The 19,127-nt window shown below is 55.9% G+C and carries 14 protein-coding genes and 1 tRNA gene; 6 read left to right on the top strand and 9 right to left on the bottom strand.

Features of this window, described 5'->3' with window-relative positions; translation table 11 throughout:
- Positions 1–75 precede the first annotated feature (75 nt).
- Complete coding sequence (locus B2344_RS15805) at positions 76–3,090, bottom strand: TonB-dependent receptor (RefSeq protein WP_290485580.1); 3,015 nt, start codon at positions 3,088–3,090, stop codon at positions 76–78.
- 293 nt (positions 3,091–3,383) lie between these two features.
- Between B2344_RS15805 and B2344_RS15800 the strand changes: the two genes are divergently transcribed.
- The 6 genes from B2344_RS15800 (at position 3,384) to B2344_RS15775 (ending at position 11,573) form a co-directional block, all read left to right on the top strand.
- Positions 3,384–5,591: a polysaccharide lyase 6 family protein gene (locus B2344_RS15800; RefSeq protein WP_290485579.1), complete on the top strand. Its 2,208-nt coding sequence runs from the start codon at positions 3,384–3,386 to the stop codon at positions 5,589–5,591.
- A gap of 184 nt (positions 5,592–5,775) precedes the next feature.
- Positions 5,776–7,770, top strand: a complete 1,995-nt coding sequence (locus B2344_RS15795; protein ID WP_290485578.1) for a heparinase II/III domain-containing protein — start codon at positions 5,776–5,778, stop codon at positions 7,768–7,770.
- A 40-nt stretch (positions 7,771–7,810) separates the two neighbouring features.
- A complete protein-coding gene (locus tag B2344_RS15790; RefSeq protein ID WP_290480954.1) occupies positions 7,811–8,179 on the top strand; it encodes a cupin domain-containing protein in 369 nt (122 codons plus the stop codon).
- Positions 8,176–9,534: an MFS transporter gene (locus B2344_RS15785; protein WP_290485577.1), complete on the top strand. Its 1,359-nt coding sequence runs from the start codon at positions 8,176–8,178 to the stop codon at positions 9,532–9,534. Before B2344_RS15790 ends, B2344_RS15785 begins: the two co-directional genes overlap by 4 nt.
- 39 nt (positions 9,535–9,573) lie before the next feature.
- Complete coding sequence (locus tag B2344_RS15780) at positions 9,574–10,455, top strand: NAD(P)-dependent oxidoreductase (RefSeq protein ID WP_290485576.1); 882 nt, start codon at positions 9,574–9,576, stop codon at positions 10,453–10,455.
- A 98-nt stretch (positions 10,456–10,553) separates the two neighbouring features.
- A complete protein-coding gene (locus tag B2344_RS15775) occupies positions 10,554–11,573 on the top strand; it encodes a sugar kinase (RefSeq protein ID WP_290478708.1) in 1,020 nt (339 codons plus the stop codon).
- Positions 11,574–11,946: 373 nt separating this feature from the next.
- Here B2344_RS15775 and B2344_RS15770 read toward each other — a convergent pair whose 3' ends face one another.
- The 8 genes from B2344_RS15770 to B2344_RS15735 form a co-directional block, all read right to left on the bottom strand.
- Positions 11,947–12,516, bottom strand: coding sequence for a hypothetical protein (locus tag B2344_RS15770; RefSeq protein ID WP_290485575.1), 570 nt, complete (start codon positions 12,514–12,516; stop codon positions 11,947–11,949).
- A 78-nt stretch (positions 12,517–12,594) separates the two neighbouring features.
- Positions 12,595–12,927 carry a DUF6538 domain-containing protein gene (locus B2344_RS15765; protein WP_290482650.1) on the bottom strand — a complete coding sequence of 111 codons (333 nt, stop codon included), beginning with the start codon at positions 12,925–12,927 and terminating at the stop codon, positions 12,595–12,597.
- Positions 12,928–13,084: 157 nt separating this feature from the next.
- A tRNA-Glu gene (locus B2344_RS15760) sits at positions 13,085–13,159 on the bottom strand.
- Between the two features lie 78 nt (positions 13,160–13,237).
- Positions 13,238–15,031: a single-stranded-DNA-specific exonuclease RecJ gene (gene recJ / locus B2344_RS15755; protein WP_290485574.1), complete on the bottom strand. Its 1,794-nt coding sequence runs from the start codon at positions 15,029–15,031 to the stop codon at positions 13,238–13,240.
- Between the two features lie 64 nt (positions 15,032–15,095).
- Positions 15,096–16,049, bottom strand: coding sequence for a class II fructose-bisphosphatase (gene glpX / locus B2344_RS15750; RefSeq protein WP_256434926.1), 954 nt, complete (start codon positions 16,047–16,049; stop codon positions 15,096–15,098).
- Between the two features lie 57 nt (positions 16,050–16,106).
- The gene (locus B2344_RS15745; protein WP_206990781.1) at positions 16,107–17,390 is read right to left on the bottom strand and encodes a homoserine dehydrogenase; all 1,284 of its coding nucleotides are present in this window, start codon (positions 17,388–17,390) and stop codon (positions 16,107–16,109) included.
- An 80-nt stretch (positions 17,391–17,470) separates the two neighbouring features.
- Positions 17,471–18,679 (bottom strand): LL-diaminopimelate aminotransferase, encoded by a 1,209-nt coding sequence (locus tag B2344_RS15740; protein WP_034811572.1) that lies wholly within the window; start codon positions 18,677–18,679, stop codon positions 17,471–17,473.
- On the bottom strand, positions 18,676–19,113 hold the full coding sequence (locus B2344_RS15735) for a hypothetical protein (RefSeq protein WP_156947805.1): 438 nt from the start codon (positions 19,111–19,113) through the stop codon (positions 18,676–18,678). Before B2344_RS15735 ends, B2344_RS15740 begins: the two co-directional genes overlap by 4 nt.
- Positions 19,114–19,127: the final 14 nt, after the last annotated feature.

Raw genomic sequence — 19,127 nt, 5'->3', positions numbered from 1 at the left:
AATCCAGTGATCATGCACGAAAACGCCCCACACACGTGGGGCGTTTCCTGTCGTGAATCGGCTCACTACTGTCTTCTAGAAGCTGTAGCTGGCGCCGAATGAAATCCTCCGATCAGTCAATCCCTGGAAACACAAGAGCGCCCCTTCGTTGACGCAGGATTGCTGAACCTCAGATTCGGTGAGGTTCACGCCTTCAATTCCCACACTCAGGCTCTCGGTCACATCATAATTGATGCTCGCATTGAGCTGTCCCCGAGCCTCCTGAACAACGGGGAATCCCCAAGGGAAGCTGGACGTACTGCCGAAATCTGTTGATCGGTACGCGTCACGCCACGTGTAGCGGGCACGGGCAGAAAGGCCATATTTCTCGTAGTAGAGTGTGGCGTTATACGCATTCTCCGACAGATCAATCAGTGGCTGCTGGAACGTCACAGGTGTTGTCGCACCCAGGGCGGCAAACACCTGATTGGCGCGACTCGTCGCAGTGTTCACCGTTTCACCGCCAGAAAATTTCTGATTGGTATAGTTTGCAAGTACACCGAAGCCAGACGCCCAGCCGAGCCGATCCTCAAACTCAGAAAGATCATACTGGAACGCAAACTCGAAACCTTCCTGTGTAGTCTCACCGGGATCGTTGACCGTCGTCGAAACTGGCACACAGATACCGACTGGCGTGCCGCTGGCCGCAAACACGTTCGGATCGGCAATTGGGTTGAAAATACCCCCCGCCTCGCACGGATCGGTCAGATCACGGAAACCTGTGACCGGATCTTCGAATGGGTCTTCCTGCTGAGTAACGAACAGGTCGGTACGCTTCTTGTTGAAATAGCCGATGCTTACCACAGCGGAGGGCGCGAAATACCACTCAGCTGCGATGTCGAAGGAGTCTACCTGTTCGGGCGCCAAGCCAGGATTGCCGATCTGAACCGGCGGGTTCGGACTGGTGCTGAACGTCCGCGACGTTGACAGGTCATCAAAGTTCGGGCGCCTGATGTCCCTGCTCAAGCCAAAACGCAGAATCACATCTTCGGTCGGGTTGGCCACAAGGTTGAAACGCGGCAGCAAGAAATCATAGCTGCCTTCCGTCGAGACCCGCATCGCGGTGCCATTGAGTATAGAATTCCCGACTGAAGTAATGTCCGTTTCCAGATAACGCAGGCCTGCATTACCGCGGAACATACCGTATTCGAAGTTGGCTTGCGCATAAAGGGCATGGGTTTCTTCCTCGATGTCGAAAAAGGCGCTTTGACTCGAGGTGGGCGAGTCAATTGATCTTGATCCACCATGTGCAGAGATGGCCGCATTTAGGGCAGCAAGCACACCATCGGGATTGGACGCGGCGAGTTCTGGATTGATCAGCAGAAAATCTGAAACGTACAGCGCCCGGCCATCGGCTGCATTGAAGTTGTCCGGACCGGCAACAAGGAGATCCGCAAAAAGATCCCCCCGCGGACTATCAGCCATTGAACGCAATCCGACGTTTGAACGAATTTGGTCGCGGGTGCTGGAGGTTTTGTTGTAACGATACCCCGCATCAATAGATGTGATGAATTCGCTTACGGAGCTGTCTGTCAGATCATAGGTGAAGTCGGCACGAAACGCGTCTTCACTGTTGTCGGACCTGTCCTCGCCGATATTGACATCACGCAAAACAACGTTTGCCGGATCAAGCAACTGTGCGGTTGTCGGACCAAATGCGGCATCCTGCGCAACGGCAAAGGTCAGCGCCCCCCCACTCAGATCGTAGACGAATGGGACAGCGTTGTCGTTTCCGCCACCAGCATCCAGCGGAGCGTTGGGATTGATGAAATTGAGCGTGGTATTGAAGCTCGGTGTCGTGGAATCCGATGTCGACGTTGAGAGCTCGACACGGCCCGAAAGATTGCCGCGCCGCCAGTCGGCCCCCAACCGGTAGATTCTGCTATCTGTCAGGCGGGAGTTTGTATCGGATGAAAAACGAAGGTTCGGATCGTCATCATCATCAGCCAAGTCGACCGGTATGACACCTCTGAGCGCCGCCTCAATGCTACCGAGGAATTGCGCGCCGTCTTCGCCGCTCAACGTGCCAAAATTCACTGTTTCGAAGGCAGACGGAATGGAGATGTTATTTAGGCTGCTGACCCCCGAGGCCTGCACCCTGGAGCTTTCTTGCCGGCGCTCCTGATCGTTCAGAACAGCATCAAAGTACAGCTTCACGCCATCATTCGGCGCCCACTCTACCGTACCGGCTATATTGGTCGTCTCGTACTCAAAGTTGTCGTAGTCTTGATTCAGGAACTGTATTGGCAGAAAATCAAAAGACTGCGCACTGTCGGCACCACTATCTGACGCAATCAGGTTATCGCGGTCTGCACGAGGACGAAACGCGGTAACGTCCTGCTCAGCGTAGCTGACGCTGATGACGGTCCCGATCTCACCCATGTCCGTTGACCATTTATTGCCATAGGTCCCAGCGAGCCGGGGAGTGATACCATCGGTTGTGAGGCTGCTGTCCTCGCCCTGAATTCGTATCGTCGTCAAACGCTCAGTAAGGTCAAGCGGACGAATTGTTCTGAGATTGATTGTCCCGCCCACAGAACCTTCAATCGTCTTTGCCTCAGGAGCTTTGGTTACCTCAACAGCCGCGATCATGGCAGCAGAAACATCTTCAAAACTAATGCCACCCCGACCAGAACCAGACCCCACGGTGGACACACCGTTTATCTCGGTGCGGTTTGCATTTGTACCGCGGATCTGAACCCCGGTGCCCACACCAGCTTCGCGAGTAATCTGAACACCCGTGATATTCTCCAGAACTTCAGCAAGGTTTTGGTCCGGCAGCTTACCAATGTCTTCTGCTTGGATGACTTCAATCAGATTATCGGCAGCACGCTTTTCACTAAGTGCGCTTGCGAGCGATGAGCGGATTCCCGTCACCACAACCGTATCCTGGCGCGCTTCACCTTCAGCGGCCGGTGCTGACACGGTGACCGGTTCTTCCTGCGCCCATGCTGCGGCACCCAACGGCAGCGCGACACCGGCAAGCAGTGCCGCCCGCCAAACCCGCTGCCTCCTCAGACTGACAGACTCATCCTGTTTAAACGTGCGCATACTGAATTCCTCCCATTTATATTTTTGAGGCCTCGTCTCGACGCAAGGCACTTCGAAGACTACCAACACCCTCCGCTGATGGTATGTCAACCACTTTGGTATGCATATTTGTCTATATTGGTATGACCTCTAATCAGTTTTCCGAGCTAGTATTGTAAATTTGCGACACCCCCCCCCAAGCGACGGGGATCAAAAAGAACATTTTTAACAGCGCAAGAATTAATTGGTTGACAAATTGGTCTGACAATTTAGCACTGCAGAAAAGCCGGATTACACGGCCTCGGGAGAAAAGCATGCGTTTAGGGCTCATCAATGCGACGGTAATTTGTTTTGCTTTGGGCGCTTGTCAGGCTGTCCCCGCACTGCCTGAAGTTTCTGAAGCCACACCCCAACGCCCTCATAGCCATCGTGTCATCCCCGTCTCCAATCAGGAAGACTATTTCAATGCAGCAACCAATGCCCAGCCAGGAGACCAGATCGTTCTCCAGAACGGTGTTTGGCGCGACTTTGATATGCTTCTCGACGCTGAAGGGACAATCGAAACTCCCATTACCGTATCGGCTGAAACACCTGGCAAGGTTATCTTGTCCGGACAGTCGAGCCTGAGACTGGCCGGCAAACACCTTGTCATATCCGGTCTTGTTTTTCGGGAAGGTTATACGCCGCGCACTGAAGTTATCAGCTTCCGGCGAGACAATGACAATCTCGCCTATAATTCACGTGTCACCGAAACAGTTATCGAAAACTACTCCAACCCAACCAGGGCGCAGCGTGACATCTGGGTTGCGATGTATGGCCAGAACAATATGTTCGATCACAATCACTTGTCGGGCAAGCTCAATTCCGGTCCTACAATGGCAGTCCGCCTCAATACGGAAGACAGCCAGAACAACAACCATGTCATTCGAAACAACTATTTCGGGCCTCGCCCAGTGTTCGGGTCAAATGGGGGCGAGACGCTTCGTATTGGAACCAGTCATTATTCGCTCACGCACTCGGGCACACTCGTGGAGAACAACTACTTCGACCGCTGCAGCGGCGAGGTCGAAATCATTTCGAACAAATCAGGCGGTAATACGTACCGTGGGAACACGTTCTTCCGGTCGCGTGGTACACTCACCTTGCGCCACGGCAATGATACCTTGGTTGAGAACAACCTCTTTGATGGAGATGGCGCTCCTTATACGGGAGGTGTCCGCGTTATCAATGCGCGCCAGACCGTGCGGAACAACTATTTCAAGGATCTGACCGGAGAGAGATTTTCTGGTGCGCTGGTCGTAATGAATGGGGTACCGAACTCGCCGATCAACCGCTATCATCAGGTTGATGGCGCAATTATAGAGAATAATGTGTTCGATACTGTCCGCCGCATTGAGCTGGCCGAAGGATCCGACGCTGAACGCACGGCCGTACCTGTCAATTCCATTTTCCGAAGCAACATTGTGATTGGAGAAGGTAGCGACGCGCCATTTCGAATACAGGACGACCTAAGCGGAATTACTTTTGAGGACAATGTGACGACGGCTGCTCCACCGTCGGAAATAGCCTACGGGTTCGAAGTGTTGCCAGCCGTCACAGCCAAAACACGACTACCCGTCGGGCATTCCCTTGGTGTCCAACGCACTGAGACCGGTGCTGACTGGTATCCCAAGCCATCTGTGTCATCACCGTTCGACGGAGGGGAGCGGATCGAGGTCGTCGCAAGTCCCGATGCGTTGGGAACAGCCCTCGCCCGCGCCAAGGCGGGCGACACACTGGTACTTACATCGGGTCAGTATCGCGAATCCAAGCTGGTCAACTTGCAGGTCCCGGTCACGGTGGAAGCCGCAGACCCAGATAATCCACCAGTCATCACATTTGAGCGGCCAAATTTCGTACAGCTTTCTGGTAAGGGAAGCCTTCGGATGCAAGGCGTGAGTGTTTCGGGCGCAGCCTCCCCCGATGCCAGCGGTAACAGCTTCATTTTTACCACTTCGATGGGTGGCAGCGGAAACCACACGGTCGAGTTGGCAGACATGTCATTTACCGGCTTCGACGTGAATAAGGGATTCTCGGTCGTATCTGCAGCCAAGGGTACGTTTTACGACCGGATCAAGATTTCCGGATCCCACTTCAGCGATATTTCTGGCACCGTCATCAAACTGGATACCGAAACGGACGACTACGGAATATACAATGCCGAATATGTCATCATAGAGGACAGCTCGTTCGAGCGTATCGGCGGACCTGTTGCCGCCGTTTATCGTGGCGGTCGGGATGAAAGCACGTTTGGCCCTCACGTCTGGGTCAGCGACTCGAAGTTCGACGATGTTGGCCTGCGAGGTGGCCCTCTCATGGAGCTACACGGTGTTCAGAATCTCAAAATCAGTGGAAACCAAATTGCCAACGCGAAACCGGCGCAACTGACCATCACCACTGGCAATCCCGAAGTGGCGGTGTCCGGCAATACGCTCATGGATCCAAGCGCCGCAGCTGTCTTGACCACTGTGGACCTGAGGTAAAGTGATGATACGCGCCTGTTCCCTCCGCACCACTATCGCCAGCGCGGCACTGTTGACGATGGCGCCGACACTATCAGGCTGCGCACATTCTGGTAATCCCGATAGTTACTCTGCAGTCAAATCGTCCAGCGCTCCCCTCTTTGAGCAGTCCGTCGATAAGATAAAACAGGATCTGGAAGCGCGCATGAAAACCGGCGTGCCGGTGCCGGTGCCGATCGACGCGGGGGGCGGCTATACTCATGAGCAACATAAGCAAAACGCCAAGACGATCTACGAAGCCGGCATGCTCTACGAGCTCACGAGTGATGAGCGTTACAGAGAGTTGGCGACATCCATTCTACGGGACTATTCGGCTCTCTATCCGGAACTGGGATTGCACCCCCAGCGAAAGGAACAAACGCCCGGCAAACTCTTCTGGCAAAGCCTGAATGAAGCTGTCTGGCTCGTCTACGCAATTCAGGGCTACGAGGCCATCAGGGCAGACCTGGACACAGGTACACGAGCAGAAATCGAGTCCGGCGTCATTCGACCGATGGCCGATTTCCTGTCAGAGGGCCAGCCACAAACTTTCGACCGTATTCACAATCACGGCACGTGGGCAGCAGCAGCAGTCGGCATGACCGGATATGTGCTCGAAGAAGATACCTGGGTGAACCAAGCGCTTCTTGGCCTTGATCAGTCTGGTGATGCCGGGTTCCTGCGGCAGCTGGACGAACTGTTTTCGCCCGATGGGTACTACGCTGAAGGGCCTTACTACCAGCGCTACGCCCTGATGCCTTTCGTCCTGTTTGCGCAAGCAATTCAGGAGAACGATCCGGAACGGGATATCTTCAGGTATCGGGACGGCGTTTTGCTGAAAGCCGCGTACGCCACCGTTCAGCAAAGTTATGCCGGGCGCTTCTTTCCGATCAATGACGCAATCCGGGAGAAAGGACTTAACACGGTTGAGCTGAAGTATGCTCTGGCCATCGTCTACGACCTAACTGGCGACTCATCACTGCTGGATGTGGTGTCCATGCAGGATAGCGTCGTTCCGACGCACGAAGGAGAAGCTCTCGCGCGGGATCTGTCATTGGGGTTGACGACCCCATTTCCATTCAAATCCTCCCTGCTTCGCGACGGGTCAAATGGCGATCAAGGGGCACTAGCGATACTGCGCGCGGGGGACGCCCGCGGTGCAGCCGTCGTCTTCAAACCAACCTCCCAAGGCTTGGGCCACGGCCATTTCGATCGCCTCGGATTTCTGTACTACGACGATGGTCACGAAGTCGTTGCGGACTATGGCGCGGCGCGCTTCCTGAATGTCGAGCCCAAGAACGGCGGACGCTACCTTCCCGAAAACGAGACTTGGGCCAAGCAAACTATCGCTCACAACACGCTTGTTGTTGACCAGGAGAGCCAGTTCGGCGGGGATTGGGAGACGGGTCAAAACTACGCGCCCCACGTCATTGCCTATGAAACGGTCAACGGAATTCAGCTCACTGCGGCAGAACTCGATACTGCATATGAGGGTGTAAGTCTGCAGCGTCTCCTCGCCTTGGTTCCACAACCTGATGGCGGCCAATACATCGTTGATATCGTGCGCGCACGTAGCGATACGCAGCACACCTATGACCTGCCGGTCCACTTCAAAGGCCAATTGATCGAGACTGGCTTCAAACTGGACCACGCGACGAGCCAGCTAACTCCGTTTGGCACCGCCAATGGCTATCAGCATCTTTGGCAGAAGGCTGTCTCACAACCACTGACGACACTCTCGGACTTGTCATGGCTGATCGAAGATCAGTTCTATACATTGAGCTTCGCTGCAAGCACGCCGACGACCGCATTCCTCACAGAACTCGGGGCGAATGACCCGAACAATAATCTTCGCCGCGAGCAGGCGCTCGTCCTGAGGTCAAAGGCAGACAGCATAGATTTCTTCTCCGTCTACGAACGTCATGGGCGGTACGACAATGACGAAGAAGTTACTGTTTTTCCCGGCAGCTCCGTAGAGAACATCTACCAGACGTCCGACAACGGCGTATCAGTGTATATGGTGACTACGAAAACAGGTGACAACATCGTTTTCGCCTTCGCGGAAGACACTTCTGCGGAACTGAAACACGTGATCGATATCGACGGCATCTCCGTTGAGTGGACCGGGCCAGTCTACGCATACATCCAATCCAGTACTTAGTGACAAGACAGGTGCGTCGATCGCACCGGGAGGACCAGAAATGCCTGCTACGCCAAATCAGTCGGATTTGTTCATGAACAGCCCCGCCAGCGATGCTGAAGATATCGGGAACGGCATGCGCCGAAAGATTCTCGGCTATGACAACAACCTGATGCTGGTGAAGGTGTGGTTCGAGAAGGGCGCTGTCGGTCCTGTCCACGCTCACCCTCACACGCAGACGGCGTATGTCGTGGAAGGGAAGTTCGAAGTCTTCGTCGATGGCGAGACACAGGTATTGGAAGCAGGAGGCTGCTTTTTCGTGCCGTCGGGTGCTGGACATGGTGCTGTGTGCCTGGAGGCCGGCATTCTGCTCGATATCTTCAGCCCCGCTCGGGAAGACTTCCTCAATGGCGAGGGATACTCGTCATGAAACTTTCGGGCCTAAGATGGTGGGTTGTTGGTCTCGTCGCGTTGGCGACTGTTATCAACTATATTGACCGGCAGACATTGAGTGTTCTTTGGCCAGACATCGCAGCGGAGCTGTATCCGGAGAAATCGACAGCACAAGTTGACCAGATTTACGGCTTCATCTCCGTGGTTTTCATATTCTCCTATGCCTTCGGCCAGGCGATCTTCGGCAAGATTTTTGACTGGATCGGCACGCGTCTCGGTTTTGCTTTGTCAATCGGCGTCTGGTCTGTTGCGACAGTGATGCACGCTTTTGCGCGCGGTGTGGTTTCGTTCAGCATTTTCCGCTCCATTCTCGGTATCGCTGAGGCAGGCAACTGGCCTGGCGCGGCCAAAGCCAATGCAGAATGGTTTCCAACCAGGGAAAGGGCTTTTGCCCAAGGCATTTTCAACTCCGGAGCGGCGATCGGCGGGTTGATTTCAATCCCAATTATTGGCTTCCTTTCGATCCACTTCAGCTGGCACATCATCTTTGTTCTTGTCGGCGTGCTGGGCTTCCTTTGGCTCATCCCTTGGTGGGTGCTCGTCAAGTCTCCCCCCAAGAACCACCCTTGGCTGAATGAAAACGAACGCGAATACATCCTGACCGGTCAACTCAATCAGGATATCGACCAGGATGGCAAGCCGGATGACGGTTATGCACCGGGCACCGGAGAAATCCTGAGCCGGAAACAGAGCTGGGGCGTGATCATCGCGTCTGCCGCGATTGATCCGATCTGGTGGCTCTTTATTGTCTGGATTCCGCTCTACCTGAACCGTGTCTATGACATGGAGGTCAAGGAACTCGCGCTCTATGCGTGGGTCCCATATTTCGGCGCCATGCTGGGTGCCTGGTTTGGGGGACTTCTGGCCCAGAACCGCATCCAAGCGGGCTGGACTGTCGATGCCACCCGCAAAATGGTCATTTCCCTCGGGTGCCTGATCATGCTTCCGTCACTTATGATGCTGGCGGATCCGACGCTGATAGCCTCAGTGTTTGGGATGACCGATCCTGCGACGACGACGCTTGCGACCATCTCAGTCATCATCATGGCGACCATTCTGTTCGGCTTCCAGACTGCTATTGGCAATGTCCAGACACTGCCGAGCGATTTTTACAGCGGAAGGTCCGTGGGCACGCTCTCGGGCTTTGCAGGCATGGCCGCAAAGCTCGGTGCGGCCGGGCTGACCTTCCTGGTTCCAGTCATCACGCAGGGCGACAATTACGCGCCCGTCTTCATCATCGGCGCCGGACTCGCTCTGCTGGCGTTGTTCGCAGTGTGGATTCTCTGTGGACGGATTGAACCGCTCAAGCCACGCGGCGCGCTAACGCGCTAACTTATTATCTGAATATTTCTGGAATTAGGAGTCATGAATATGTCAAAACCCGTCATTGGTTTCATCGGTCTTGGGCTGATGGGCGGCAATATGGTCGAAAACCTGCAGAAGCGGGGTTTCGAAGTCATCGTGATGGATCTCAACAAGGATGCGGTCGCTGCTGTCTTGGCAAGAGGAAATGCGACCGAAGCCAGCTCGCCCAAGGAGCTCGCCGAGAAAAGCGACATCATTGAGCTCTGCGTGACGACGTCCGAAGTGGTCGAAAAGCTCGTCTATGGCGAAAATGGCATTCTTGAAGGGATCAAGGAAGACTCCGTCCTGATCGACTTCGGAACGTCCATCCCTGCGTCCTCTCAGAAGATCGGCGCCGACCTCGCCAGGAAAGGCGTGGGCATGATTGATGCGCCCCTCGGTCGTACGCCTGCGCACGCCAAGGACGGGCTGCTGAATATCATGGCTGGCGGTGACAAGGCGACGTTCGACAAGTACGAGCCGGTCCTCAAGGAACAGGGCGAAAACGTCTTTTATCTCGGCCCGCTCGGTGCCGGCCACACGACGAAGCTGATCAACAACTTCATGGGCATGACAACCGTCTGCGCCATGTCGCAGGCTTTCGCTGCGGCAAAACTGGCCGGCGTAGACCGCGGTCAGCTCTACGAAATAATGTCATCTGGTCCGTCCAATTCGCCGTTCATGAAGTTCTGCAAGAACTACGCGGTCGACGGTGTGAGCGACCTTGGGTTCTCCATCAACAATGCAAACAAGGATCTGCGTTACTTTAACCAGATGGTCTCGGATCTCGGTTCTCGTTCCCTGATTGCCGAAGGCACCTCGACGAATCTCTCAGCCGCCGTCGAAGCCGGAATGGGCTCAGGTAATGTGCCGGAAATCTTCGACTACTTCGTTGATTTGAAAAGGTAAGCGATTACGAGTTCTGTCCGTTCCAGGATTGTTTTTTGTTTACATCTACACCACACAAGCCGATTTTCGGCAGAACCGCGCACTGAAAGGCGTCGACCATGTCAAAGACAATCGTCACACTTGGCGAGCTCATGATGCGCCTGAAGCCCCCCGGCAAATTGCGTCTGCGCCAAGCACAGGCCTTCGAGGTATGCCATGGGGGCGCCGAGGCCAATGTCGCCGTATCGCTTGCAGAGTTTGGTCTCGCCTCTCGCCTGGTCACGGGGCTTCCGGAAGGTGAACTCGGAGCGCAAGCGCTCCGGTTTCTCCGGGCCCACGATGTCGATACGAGTCAGGTCATTCGGCGTCCTGGCCGGCTGGGACTTTACTTTATGGAAGAAGGTGCCGATTTTCGCTCCGGGTGCGTGGTGTATGACCGGGCCGGCAGTGTGTTTTCCGAGTTATCCCCCGATGATATCGACTGGAACGCAGCCTTTGACGGAGCAGATTGGTTTCATATTAGCGGCATAACGCCCGCGCTTTCAGATGAGACCCGCCAACTTGCGACTTTTGCCATGGAGGAAGCCCGGAGACGGAATATACATGTTTCGCTCGACCTGAACTATCGCGAACGGTTGTGGGAATATGGTCGATCGGCCATTGAGGTGATGCCAGCTCTTGCTTCGCTGGCCGATACATTGATCGCCGGAAGAGGCGACTGCACCCATTGTCTCGGTGTGGACGGCGAAGGTGAGAATGGCAGTCAGGTGTGGGCGGAATCCCTGACCGAGCAGCTGTTCAGACGGTTCAGCCAGTTAACAAATGCGTCGATCACGCTAAGAAATTCAAAGTCGGCAGAAAATCATAGTTGGAGCGCGCACCTGCGCACGCAGGCTGGCTCCTATTTTTCGCGCACGTACGAAATGACAGCCATCCTAGACCGCGTCGGAACCGGCGACGCTTTTTGTGCCGGGCTGATTTATGGACTGGTCGACGCCCGAAAGCCCAGTGAAGCACTGGAGTTTGGCGCCGCCGCCAACTGCCTTAAACACTCGATACACGGAGACAGCAACGCAGTCTCTGTCAGTGAAGTCGATGCTCTCGTCTCCACGACACGCTTCGGGCAATTGCGTCGCTGATGGGGTGGTGTCAGTTTAATGCGAACCAGTGCGAACGAGCAGGTCCTAGGCTGCTCTACGGACTCCTGAGAGCGCAGTCGACGCGAAGGAGAGAAGTCTTAGGGATCGCCGCCTTCCCCCACCCCGGTGCATTCAATATCGCCGGCTCAAACCGTCGAGAAATACCCGTACCGCGAACCCGATCGAATGGCGGTGAACCAGTACGTTGGAAGGTCGGTCGTGTTGTCATCTTCCAACGGCCACACCCTGTCGAACGGGGCCGACGTGAATATTACATTTAGCTCTTTGGTGGTGTAGGCTCTTCTGCTCGGTCTGGTAACTGAGCTGGATTCGGTGACCCCCACCGCAGGATTGCTCACTAAGTGTCCTCGAATTACGGCCAGCTGAAGAACAACTTGGATTTGCCTGAGCCGGTCTTTAATGGTTCCTGGGTCAACTTGGCATAATTACTGCCATTGCGGGCTTTTTCGAGCTTCTCCGGAAAACTTAACCGTCTGAGCTCAGATATGGAACCCGACCTGGCTGGTGCTCTTTTCAGGGCATCTCGATACGCCCAGATGTGAGATTTTTGCACCTTAAATATCGGAAGAGACGAACCGGTGAGTTCATGAAACTCAGTCCACGCAACCCGTCTACGCTCCAAAGTCTTTGCTTTCACAGGTGTCGTCGAATCCTGTTTGACCTGTTCGTAGACCTCCCAATATTGCTCCAGAGATTTACGCCCCTCCGGCGTTAAAGGTGTATTATCTCCAAGTGCGGGCAATACTGTTGGCTCAGCCTTCAAAAATGGAGACTTTGGTTGAGGAGGTCTTGCTAAGCCGCGAATTTCAGCCAAACCGTGGGTGTACGCATCCGACAGCACACCGGCTGCAGCTTTGAGCATCGCATTGCGAATGGGTGTATCCCTTGGAACGGACGCACTTTTGCTGGTGGTCACATCCAAATAGTGATCGACGAGCCACCCAACTAGCGCTTCAAGTTGCTCGGTATCGGTAGTTGTCAGGGCGCTCCGAAGATCCCCTCAGCGTTGATCGAGGCGACCGCTCTTGCCTGTCTCCGTGCTCAGGAAGCTTTCCGTGATGATTGCAGTTTCCTGTTCATAAGCCACTCGGCAAAAAGCTTTGAAATCATTGGAAGCGACGCCTTCTCTCAGAACGGAAAACGCACCTTCAAACTCCTTGATGCAATCAATGGCTGCTTTGTTGGCATCGTTCTGATCCCGCGTCGAAAGTGACTTGATAATATGAGTTCTGAACCGCTTGCTATTTGGTTTTGGAAAGTAGCTCACGACATCTGAAGGGATCGGATACCTGATCTCAAAGAGTCCATTGGATCTCTCATAAACATAACTCATAGATCGATACCTTCTAGCACGCATAATGAACCCTTCCGACGATCAAGTGACCCCCGGGGAAATGCGTTCTAGCGACACTGAATCGTGTTGAAAAGTGTGTTGAAAATCAGCGATTTTGCATCGCGCAACACATTGTTTTTCAATGAAGTTCAAGCCGTGGCAGTCCCTAGGGGAATCGAACCCCTCTTTCCAGGTTGAAAACCTGGCGTCCTAACCGATAGACGAAGGGACCGCACCGGCTCGAAGACAGGCGATATAGCTGCTCATTTCTGACTCGTAAAGCGCTTTGAGGCGGGTTTCTGCAGATAAATCATGCCTCAGCTGCATCACTGACATCCAGCTGTACCCGCCGACGGCCATTCCACTCATCCGCCTTCAATTTTCCAACAACATGGAGCCGCGCATTCGGACGAATTACTTCCCCCAAAGGCTGGCCAGCGCTACGCCAAGCGATGCAATCAAGACGCCCACTGGAGTCTTCGGCGGTGAACTTCAGATGATTTACGCCAACCTGTCGCACGCCCGTGACATGTACCGATTGCAGCGCGAAAACAGGCTCGGGGGATCCGACACCAAACGGGCCAATACCGGCGATCTGATCAACCAGCGCAGGAGATGCTGCGCCCGGAGACAGGATCGCATCCACGGGCAGTTCCAGTGCCGCAGCACGCTCTGCCGTAAACTTCGCCATATGGCCGACCATCCATGCGTCGAAGGCTGGAATTTGCTCAGGCTCAAGGCTCAGGCCACCCGCCATCGCATGGCCGCCCCCTGACAAGATGACTCCTTCACGCGCCGCAGCTGAAATCGCATCACCAATGTTCACACCGGTTACCGATCGCCCCGATCCCTTAGCGACGGGCCCCAGCCCCTGTCCCCAGCCAATGACTATGCAGGGAAGGTGGAACCGTTCCTTCAGGCGTCCGGCCACGATGCCGATCACGCCGGGATGCCAGCCTTCGCCACCGGCGACCAGGATACCCCGGTCTGGATTACGCTTCAGCGCCTGCTCAGCCTGTGCGGTGGCCTGATCGAGAATCGCCGCTTCGACGGCCTTACGTTCGTCATTAAGTGCGTGCAGCCGCTCGGCCAGCGCAATTGCCTCTGACCGGTCATCCGTAGCCAGAAGTTTCGCGGCGATCCACGGATCACCCACACGACCGCCTGCGTTAAGCCGTGGCCCCAGCATGAATGTAGCGTGGTACACACTGTCCACTTTGCTGATCCCGGATACTTCGGCCAGCGCGCGCAGGCCTTCATTTTGACCGCGGGACAGAATGCTGAGCCCTTGTCGCACGAAGGCTCGGTTTACACCGCGTAGGGGTGACATGTCGCAAAGCGTCCCAAGTGCTGCGAGGTCAAGAAACGACATGATGTCCGGTAGACCTTCCGGAGGCGCAATGCCTCGTTCCCGCGCCAATCGGTTCAATGCGGCCGCAAAAACAAAAACGACGCCCGCCGCAGCGAGATGACCACAACCAGAGTTGCAGTCGGGCCGGTTCGGATTGACCAGTGCAGCCGCTGGAGGGTTATGCCCGGCCATCAAATGGTGATCGATGACGACAATGGGCAGACCGATAGACTCCGCCTCTTCCAGCGCATTGACCGCAGCTGCGCCGCAATCGACGGTAATGACGAGTTCCGCGCCTTTTTCCTTCAAGTGTCGAAAAGCTTCGGGCGAAGGACCATACCCCTCTTCCAGGCGATCCGGCACGTAAAGCCCGAGGTCTTCGCCCCATGCCCGGAAATATCGCGCGAGAATTGCTGAGCTGGTACCGCCATCGACGTCATAGTCAGCAAAGACCGTGACGCGCTTCTTTGCGAGAATCGCGTCGAGCACAATCTCGGCCGCCTTGTCCATGTCTGAGAAACTCGACGGATCAGGAAATGTCTCCCTTAAGGTCGGGGACAGATAAGTCGCCGCTTCGTCTGGCGTCACATCTCTGGTGGCGAGCAACCTGGCCAACAAATCGGATCCACCGACGCTCGGCTGGAGCCGCCGCACCAATGCCTCATCCACAGACGCAAGCGTCCAGAACCGGCCCGTGGCCGATCTCTGCACATCGAATAGCGTCGTATCTTGCTTTAGGGCTGGGTCAGCCATGGGTTCTCCGGGAATCGCTCCCGGAGATTCTAACGCATCTAGGCTGTCACGGGAAACGCCCGGCTCAGACCTTATGATCGGAGCGCACATAGCGCACCATACCGTCGAGTGATGTCATGACGAGTGTGTGAGTGTGCACACGACCGTCTGCGGATTTCACGCCGCTGAGCATCGATCCATCGGTCACGCCCGTCGCACAGAATACTGTGTCACCCGAGGCGAGTTCATTTAGGGAGTAAGTGCGGTCGAAGTCGGTGATACCCGTGCGCTCTGCACGTTTGCGCTCATCATCATTGCGGAACACGAGGCGTCCCAGCATCTGGCCGCCAACACATTTGAGGGCCGCTGCTGCAAGTACGCCTTCGGGCGCGCCACCTTGACCGACATAGAGATCAATTCCGGTGTGTGGGTTGGTCGTCGCGATTACGCCGGCCACATCGCCATCCGTGATCAGGGCCACACGCGCGCCAACCGAACGCAGGCTCTCAATGATGCCTTCATGACGCGGGCGGTCCAGCACACAAGCGGTCATGTCGGTGACATCCATGCCCTTGTGCTTGGCCAGCGCCTGAATGTTCTCGGCAGGTGTCGCATCCAGACTGATAATGCCTTCCGGATAGCCAGGGCCTACGGCAATCTTGTCCATATAGGTGTCTGGCGCATACAGCAGGCCGCCACGCGGCGCGATGGCCAGCACGGCCAGCGCATTGGCCATGGCTTTTGCGGTTAGTGTGGTGCCTTCCAGCGGATCAAGGGCGATGTCGATCTCGGCTCCTTTACCAGTGCCGACCTCTTCCCCGATGTACAGCATGGGCGCTTCGTCGCGTTCACCTTCGCCGATGACCACGCGCCCCTGGAAATCAACCTCGTTGAATGCCGTGCGCATCGCATCCACAGCGGCTGCATCGGCTTTCTTCTCATCTCCACGGCCAACCAGTTTGGCGGCGGCTATGGCAGCAGATTCCGTAACACGGACCATGGAATCGGCAAGGCTGGGCGTCAGAACGCTATTTTTCATGAATTCTCAATTCTCCGAACGCGCAAAACATAAAGGCTCTGCGCCTATCTAAAGCAATTAGCTTGCCGACTCGATCCTGATCAGGCGCGGCGGATCAACAGCAATTGCAAATTTTTCCAATCGCGCCAAGGCCGCGTCCATATTTGATCGTTCGCATCGGTGTGTGACAATCGCAATCGGGCTTGCACCAGTATCATCTGCTGAATCCTGAAGCAGCTTGTCGACGGATACGCCTTCAGCGGCCAAAGACTCCGAAAGTGCCGCCAGCGCGCCCGGCTTGTCAGCCAGTCGTACCCGCAGGAAGAACTGGGCCACCTCATCCTTGCGCCCAGTTGTGAAGGGCCGCGCCATGTGGTGTTCTGCGCGTCCAAAGGCCGGACGGATCGCCGGGCGGAACAGCTTTGCGACATCTCCCATCACGGCGCTCGCGGTGGGACCAGCGCCCGCGCCAGGGCCCGTCAAGGTGACGGCACCCACAGGATCACCTTCGATACGCACCGTGTTCAGGGAGCCATCAATGCGGGCAAGCGGATGCGACACAGGCAAGGCCATTGGCTCAACCCGGCACACAACGCCTTCATCGGTCAAAACACCCTCTGCTATCAACTTGATCCGTAACCCCAGGCGATCGGCAAGGCGCAAATCGAGCAGCTCGACCCCATCTACTCCAGAGACTTCCACCTTGGAGAAGTCGAGGTCAGCAGAGAACGCAATGGCAGAGAGAATCGCTGCCTTGTGCGCGGCATCCATGCCAGAAACATCCAGCGTAGGATCAGCTTCGGCATATCCGAGCTTCTGGGCTTCGGCGAGCACTTCGTCATAAGCGCGGCCCGTTGCCAGCATTTCTGTTGTCAGGAAGTTGCAGGTACCGTTCAGGATACCCGCCACGCGTTTGATTTCGACCCCTGCCAGACTGTCGCGCAACACGCGCACGACTGGAATACCCCCAGCGACAGCGGCCTCGAACAACAGATCTACCTGCTTTTCTTCAGCCAGCTTGGCCAGCGCCATGCCATGCTTGGCCATCAGGGCCTTGTTGGCGGTGACCACCGGCTTACCTGCCTTAAGGGCCTCTTCGACCGCAAACTTCGCCGGGCCGTCAGATCCTCCGATCAATTCAACGAATACGTCGACTTCCGGGTCTTCAGCCAGGGTCGCAGCGTCATCGAACCAGCGATACTTGCTTGTATCGACGGGCCGGTTGCGAGACTGGCTACGCGCGCTCACACCTGCAATCTCGATCTTACCCGGAATGCGCAGGCGCTCCTGCCGCTCAACCAGTTCGATGAGACCACAGCCGACGTGGCCCAAACCCGCAATACCTATTCTCAACGGCCCCAATTGGTCACCCTTTCAGTTTGAGTGTCTGACTTTCAGGGGCAGCGCATAGCGGGTTTGGGCGAATGCGTCGAGGGCGCGCGCTACTCTGCCGCGGCGGGCTGGATATCCTTGATCCCGCGGGACTGCAGGAATTTGCGAATATTGCGCGCTGCCTGCCGGATACGCTGCTCATTCTCGACCAGCGCAATCCGGACATGCCCATCGCCTTGCTCCCCAAATCCGGCACCCGGCGCGACGGCCACATGTGCTTCATTGATCAGCTGTAGCGAGAATTCGAGACTACCCATTTCCTTGAGAGGCTCAGGGATCGGAGCCCAGGCGAACATCGAGGCTTTCGGCGACGGGATGGGCCAGCCGGCCCGCGTGAAGCTCTCCACCAGCACGTCGCGGCGTGACCGATAGATCTGGCGAAATTCGTCGACACAATCCTGAGGGCCATCCAGCGCAGCTGCCGCCGCGACCTGGATCGGCGTGTATGCACCGTAGTCGAGATAGGATTTCACGCGCCCCAGTGCGCCAACAAGCTTCTCGTTGCCGGCCACGAAGCCGATCCGCCATCCAGCCATGGAATAGGTCTTCGACATGGTGGTGAATTCAACGGCGATGTCCTTTGCACCATCCACCTGAAGGATCGAAGGGGTCGGCTCGTCAAAATAGATTTCGTTGTAAGCAAGATCGGACAAGACGATCAAATCGTGCTTGCGCGCAAACTTCACGGCTTCCTTGTAGAAGTCGAGATCGCAAACTTCAGCCGTGGGGTTGGAAGGAAAACACAACACCATCGCTGTCGGCGGTGGCACACAATATTTTACGGCCTTGCTGAGATTGGACAGGTACTCTTCCGGCGTGTGCGCAGGAACGCTGCGAATGGATGCCCCGGCGATTATGAATCCGAACGAATGCAGCGGATAGGACGGGTCGGGAGAAAGAATGACATCGCCCGGCGCCGAGATGGCCTGAGCGAGGTTCGCAAACCCCTCCTTGGATCCGAGCGTCACGATGACTTCCCGGTCCATATCGAGGGACACATCGAAGCGACGCTGGTAGTAATTGGTCACAGCGCGGCGCAGGCCCTTGATACCGCGCGAAGCAGAGTAGCCATTCACGTCAGGGCGACGGGCCGTCTCGCACAGTTTGTCGACTATATGCTCTGGCGTTGGCATGTCGGGATTGCCCATACCGAGATCGATAATATCCGCACCTTGCGCGCGCAGCGCCGCCTTGGTGCGGTTCACTTGTTCGAAAACGTATGGGGGAAGTCGGCGGATCTTGTGGAAATCTGTATTCATCTGTTGGCGGCCCGTAGGCCCCTCGTAACTCGTGGAACATCAAAAGCGGATCGTATGGCCTCAATCTCCTCATCCGTCAGGAAGTTGGAGTTGGCCTCAAAGCCCGCAAATCCGCGCCGAACCGATTCCCTAAGGTCTTCGATCTCGGCGGCGGCATTTGCGGGCGCGACCGCTCGCGCGTTTTCCGCAAATACTGCGCGCAACTCAGCGCCGCGCGCTTTCGATGTTTCGAGTGTTTGCCCCGGTGTATTCCCCTTTTCAATTGTCGGAATATCGACAATCTCGGGATAGCCTTCGCCACGAATTTCCACACGGCGCGCATCATACCAGTCCGGTGCCTGGTCGATGGCTGTCCGAACCTTCGAAAACGACCCCGTACATGCTGCCAATAGCAGGCAACATACACTTGTCAGGGGAATCGCCGTGTTTTTCATGGTTAAACTCATTA

Origin of the sequence: Hyphomonas sp. UBA3195, assembly GCF_002366485.1 — a bacterium.
In the GTDB taxonomy this organism is placed as follows: domain Bacteria; phylum Pseudomonadota; class Alphaproteobacteria; order Caulobacterales; family Hyphomonadaceae; genus Hyphomonas.
The sequence above is the reverse complement of the archived record's forward strand: the minus strand, read 5'-3'. Positions and strand labels throughout refer to the sequence as shown.

Bases quoted from the DNA above. Each gene is read 5' to 3' on its own strand.
- B2344_RS15805 (WP_290485580.1), bottom strand. From the start codon at position 3,090: ATGCGCACGTTTAAACAGGATGAGTCTGTCAGTCTGAGGAGGCAGCGG.
- B2344_RS15800 (WP_290485579.1), top strand. From the start codon at position 3,384: ATGCGTTTAGGGCTCATCAATGCGACGGTAATTTGTTTTGCTTTGGGC.
- B2344_RS15795 (WP_290485578.1), top strand. From the start codon at position 5,776: ATGAAAACCGGCGTGCCGGTGCCGGTGCCGATCGACGCGGGGGGCGGC.
- B2344_RS15790 (WP_290480954.1), top strand. From the start codon at position 7,811: ATGCCTGCTACGCCAAATCAGTCGGATTTGTTCATGAACAGCCCCGCC.
- B2344_RS15785 (WP_290485577.1), top strand. From the start codon at position 8,176: ATGAAACTTTCGGGCCTAAGATGGTGGGTTGTTGGTCTCGTCGCGTTG.
- B2344_RS15780 (WP_290485576.1), top strand. From the start codon at position 9,574: ATGTCAAAACCCGTCATTGGTTTCATCGGTCTTGGGCTGATGGGCGGC.
- B2344_RS15775 (WP_290478708.1), top strand. From the start codon at position 10,554: ATGTCAAAGACAATCGTCACACTTGGCGAGCTCATGATGCGCCTGAAG.
- B2344_RS15765 (WP_290482650.1), bottom strand. From the start codon at position 12,927: ATGAGTTATGTTTATGAGAGATCCAATGGACTCTTTGAGATCAGGTAT.
- recJ (WP_290485574.1), bottom strand. From the start codon at position 15,031: ATGGCTGACCCAGCCCTAAAGCAAGATACGACGCTATTCGATGTGCAG.
- glpX (WP_256434926.1), bottom strand. From the start codon at position 16,049: ATGAAAAATAGCGTTCTGACGCCCAGCCTTGCCGATTCCATGGTCCGT.
- B2344_RS15740 (WP_034811572.1), bottom strand. From the start codon at position 18,679: ATGAATACAGATTTCCACAAGATCCGCCGACTTCCCCCATACGTTTTC.
- B2344_RS15735 (WP_156947805.1), bottom strand. From the start codon at position 19,113: ATGAAAAACACGGCGATTCCCCTGACAAGTGTATGTTGCCTGCTATTG.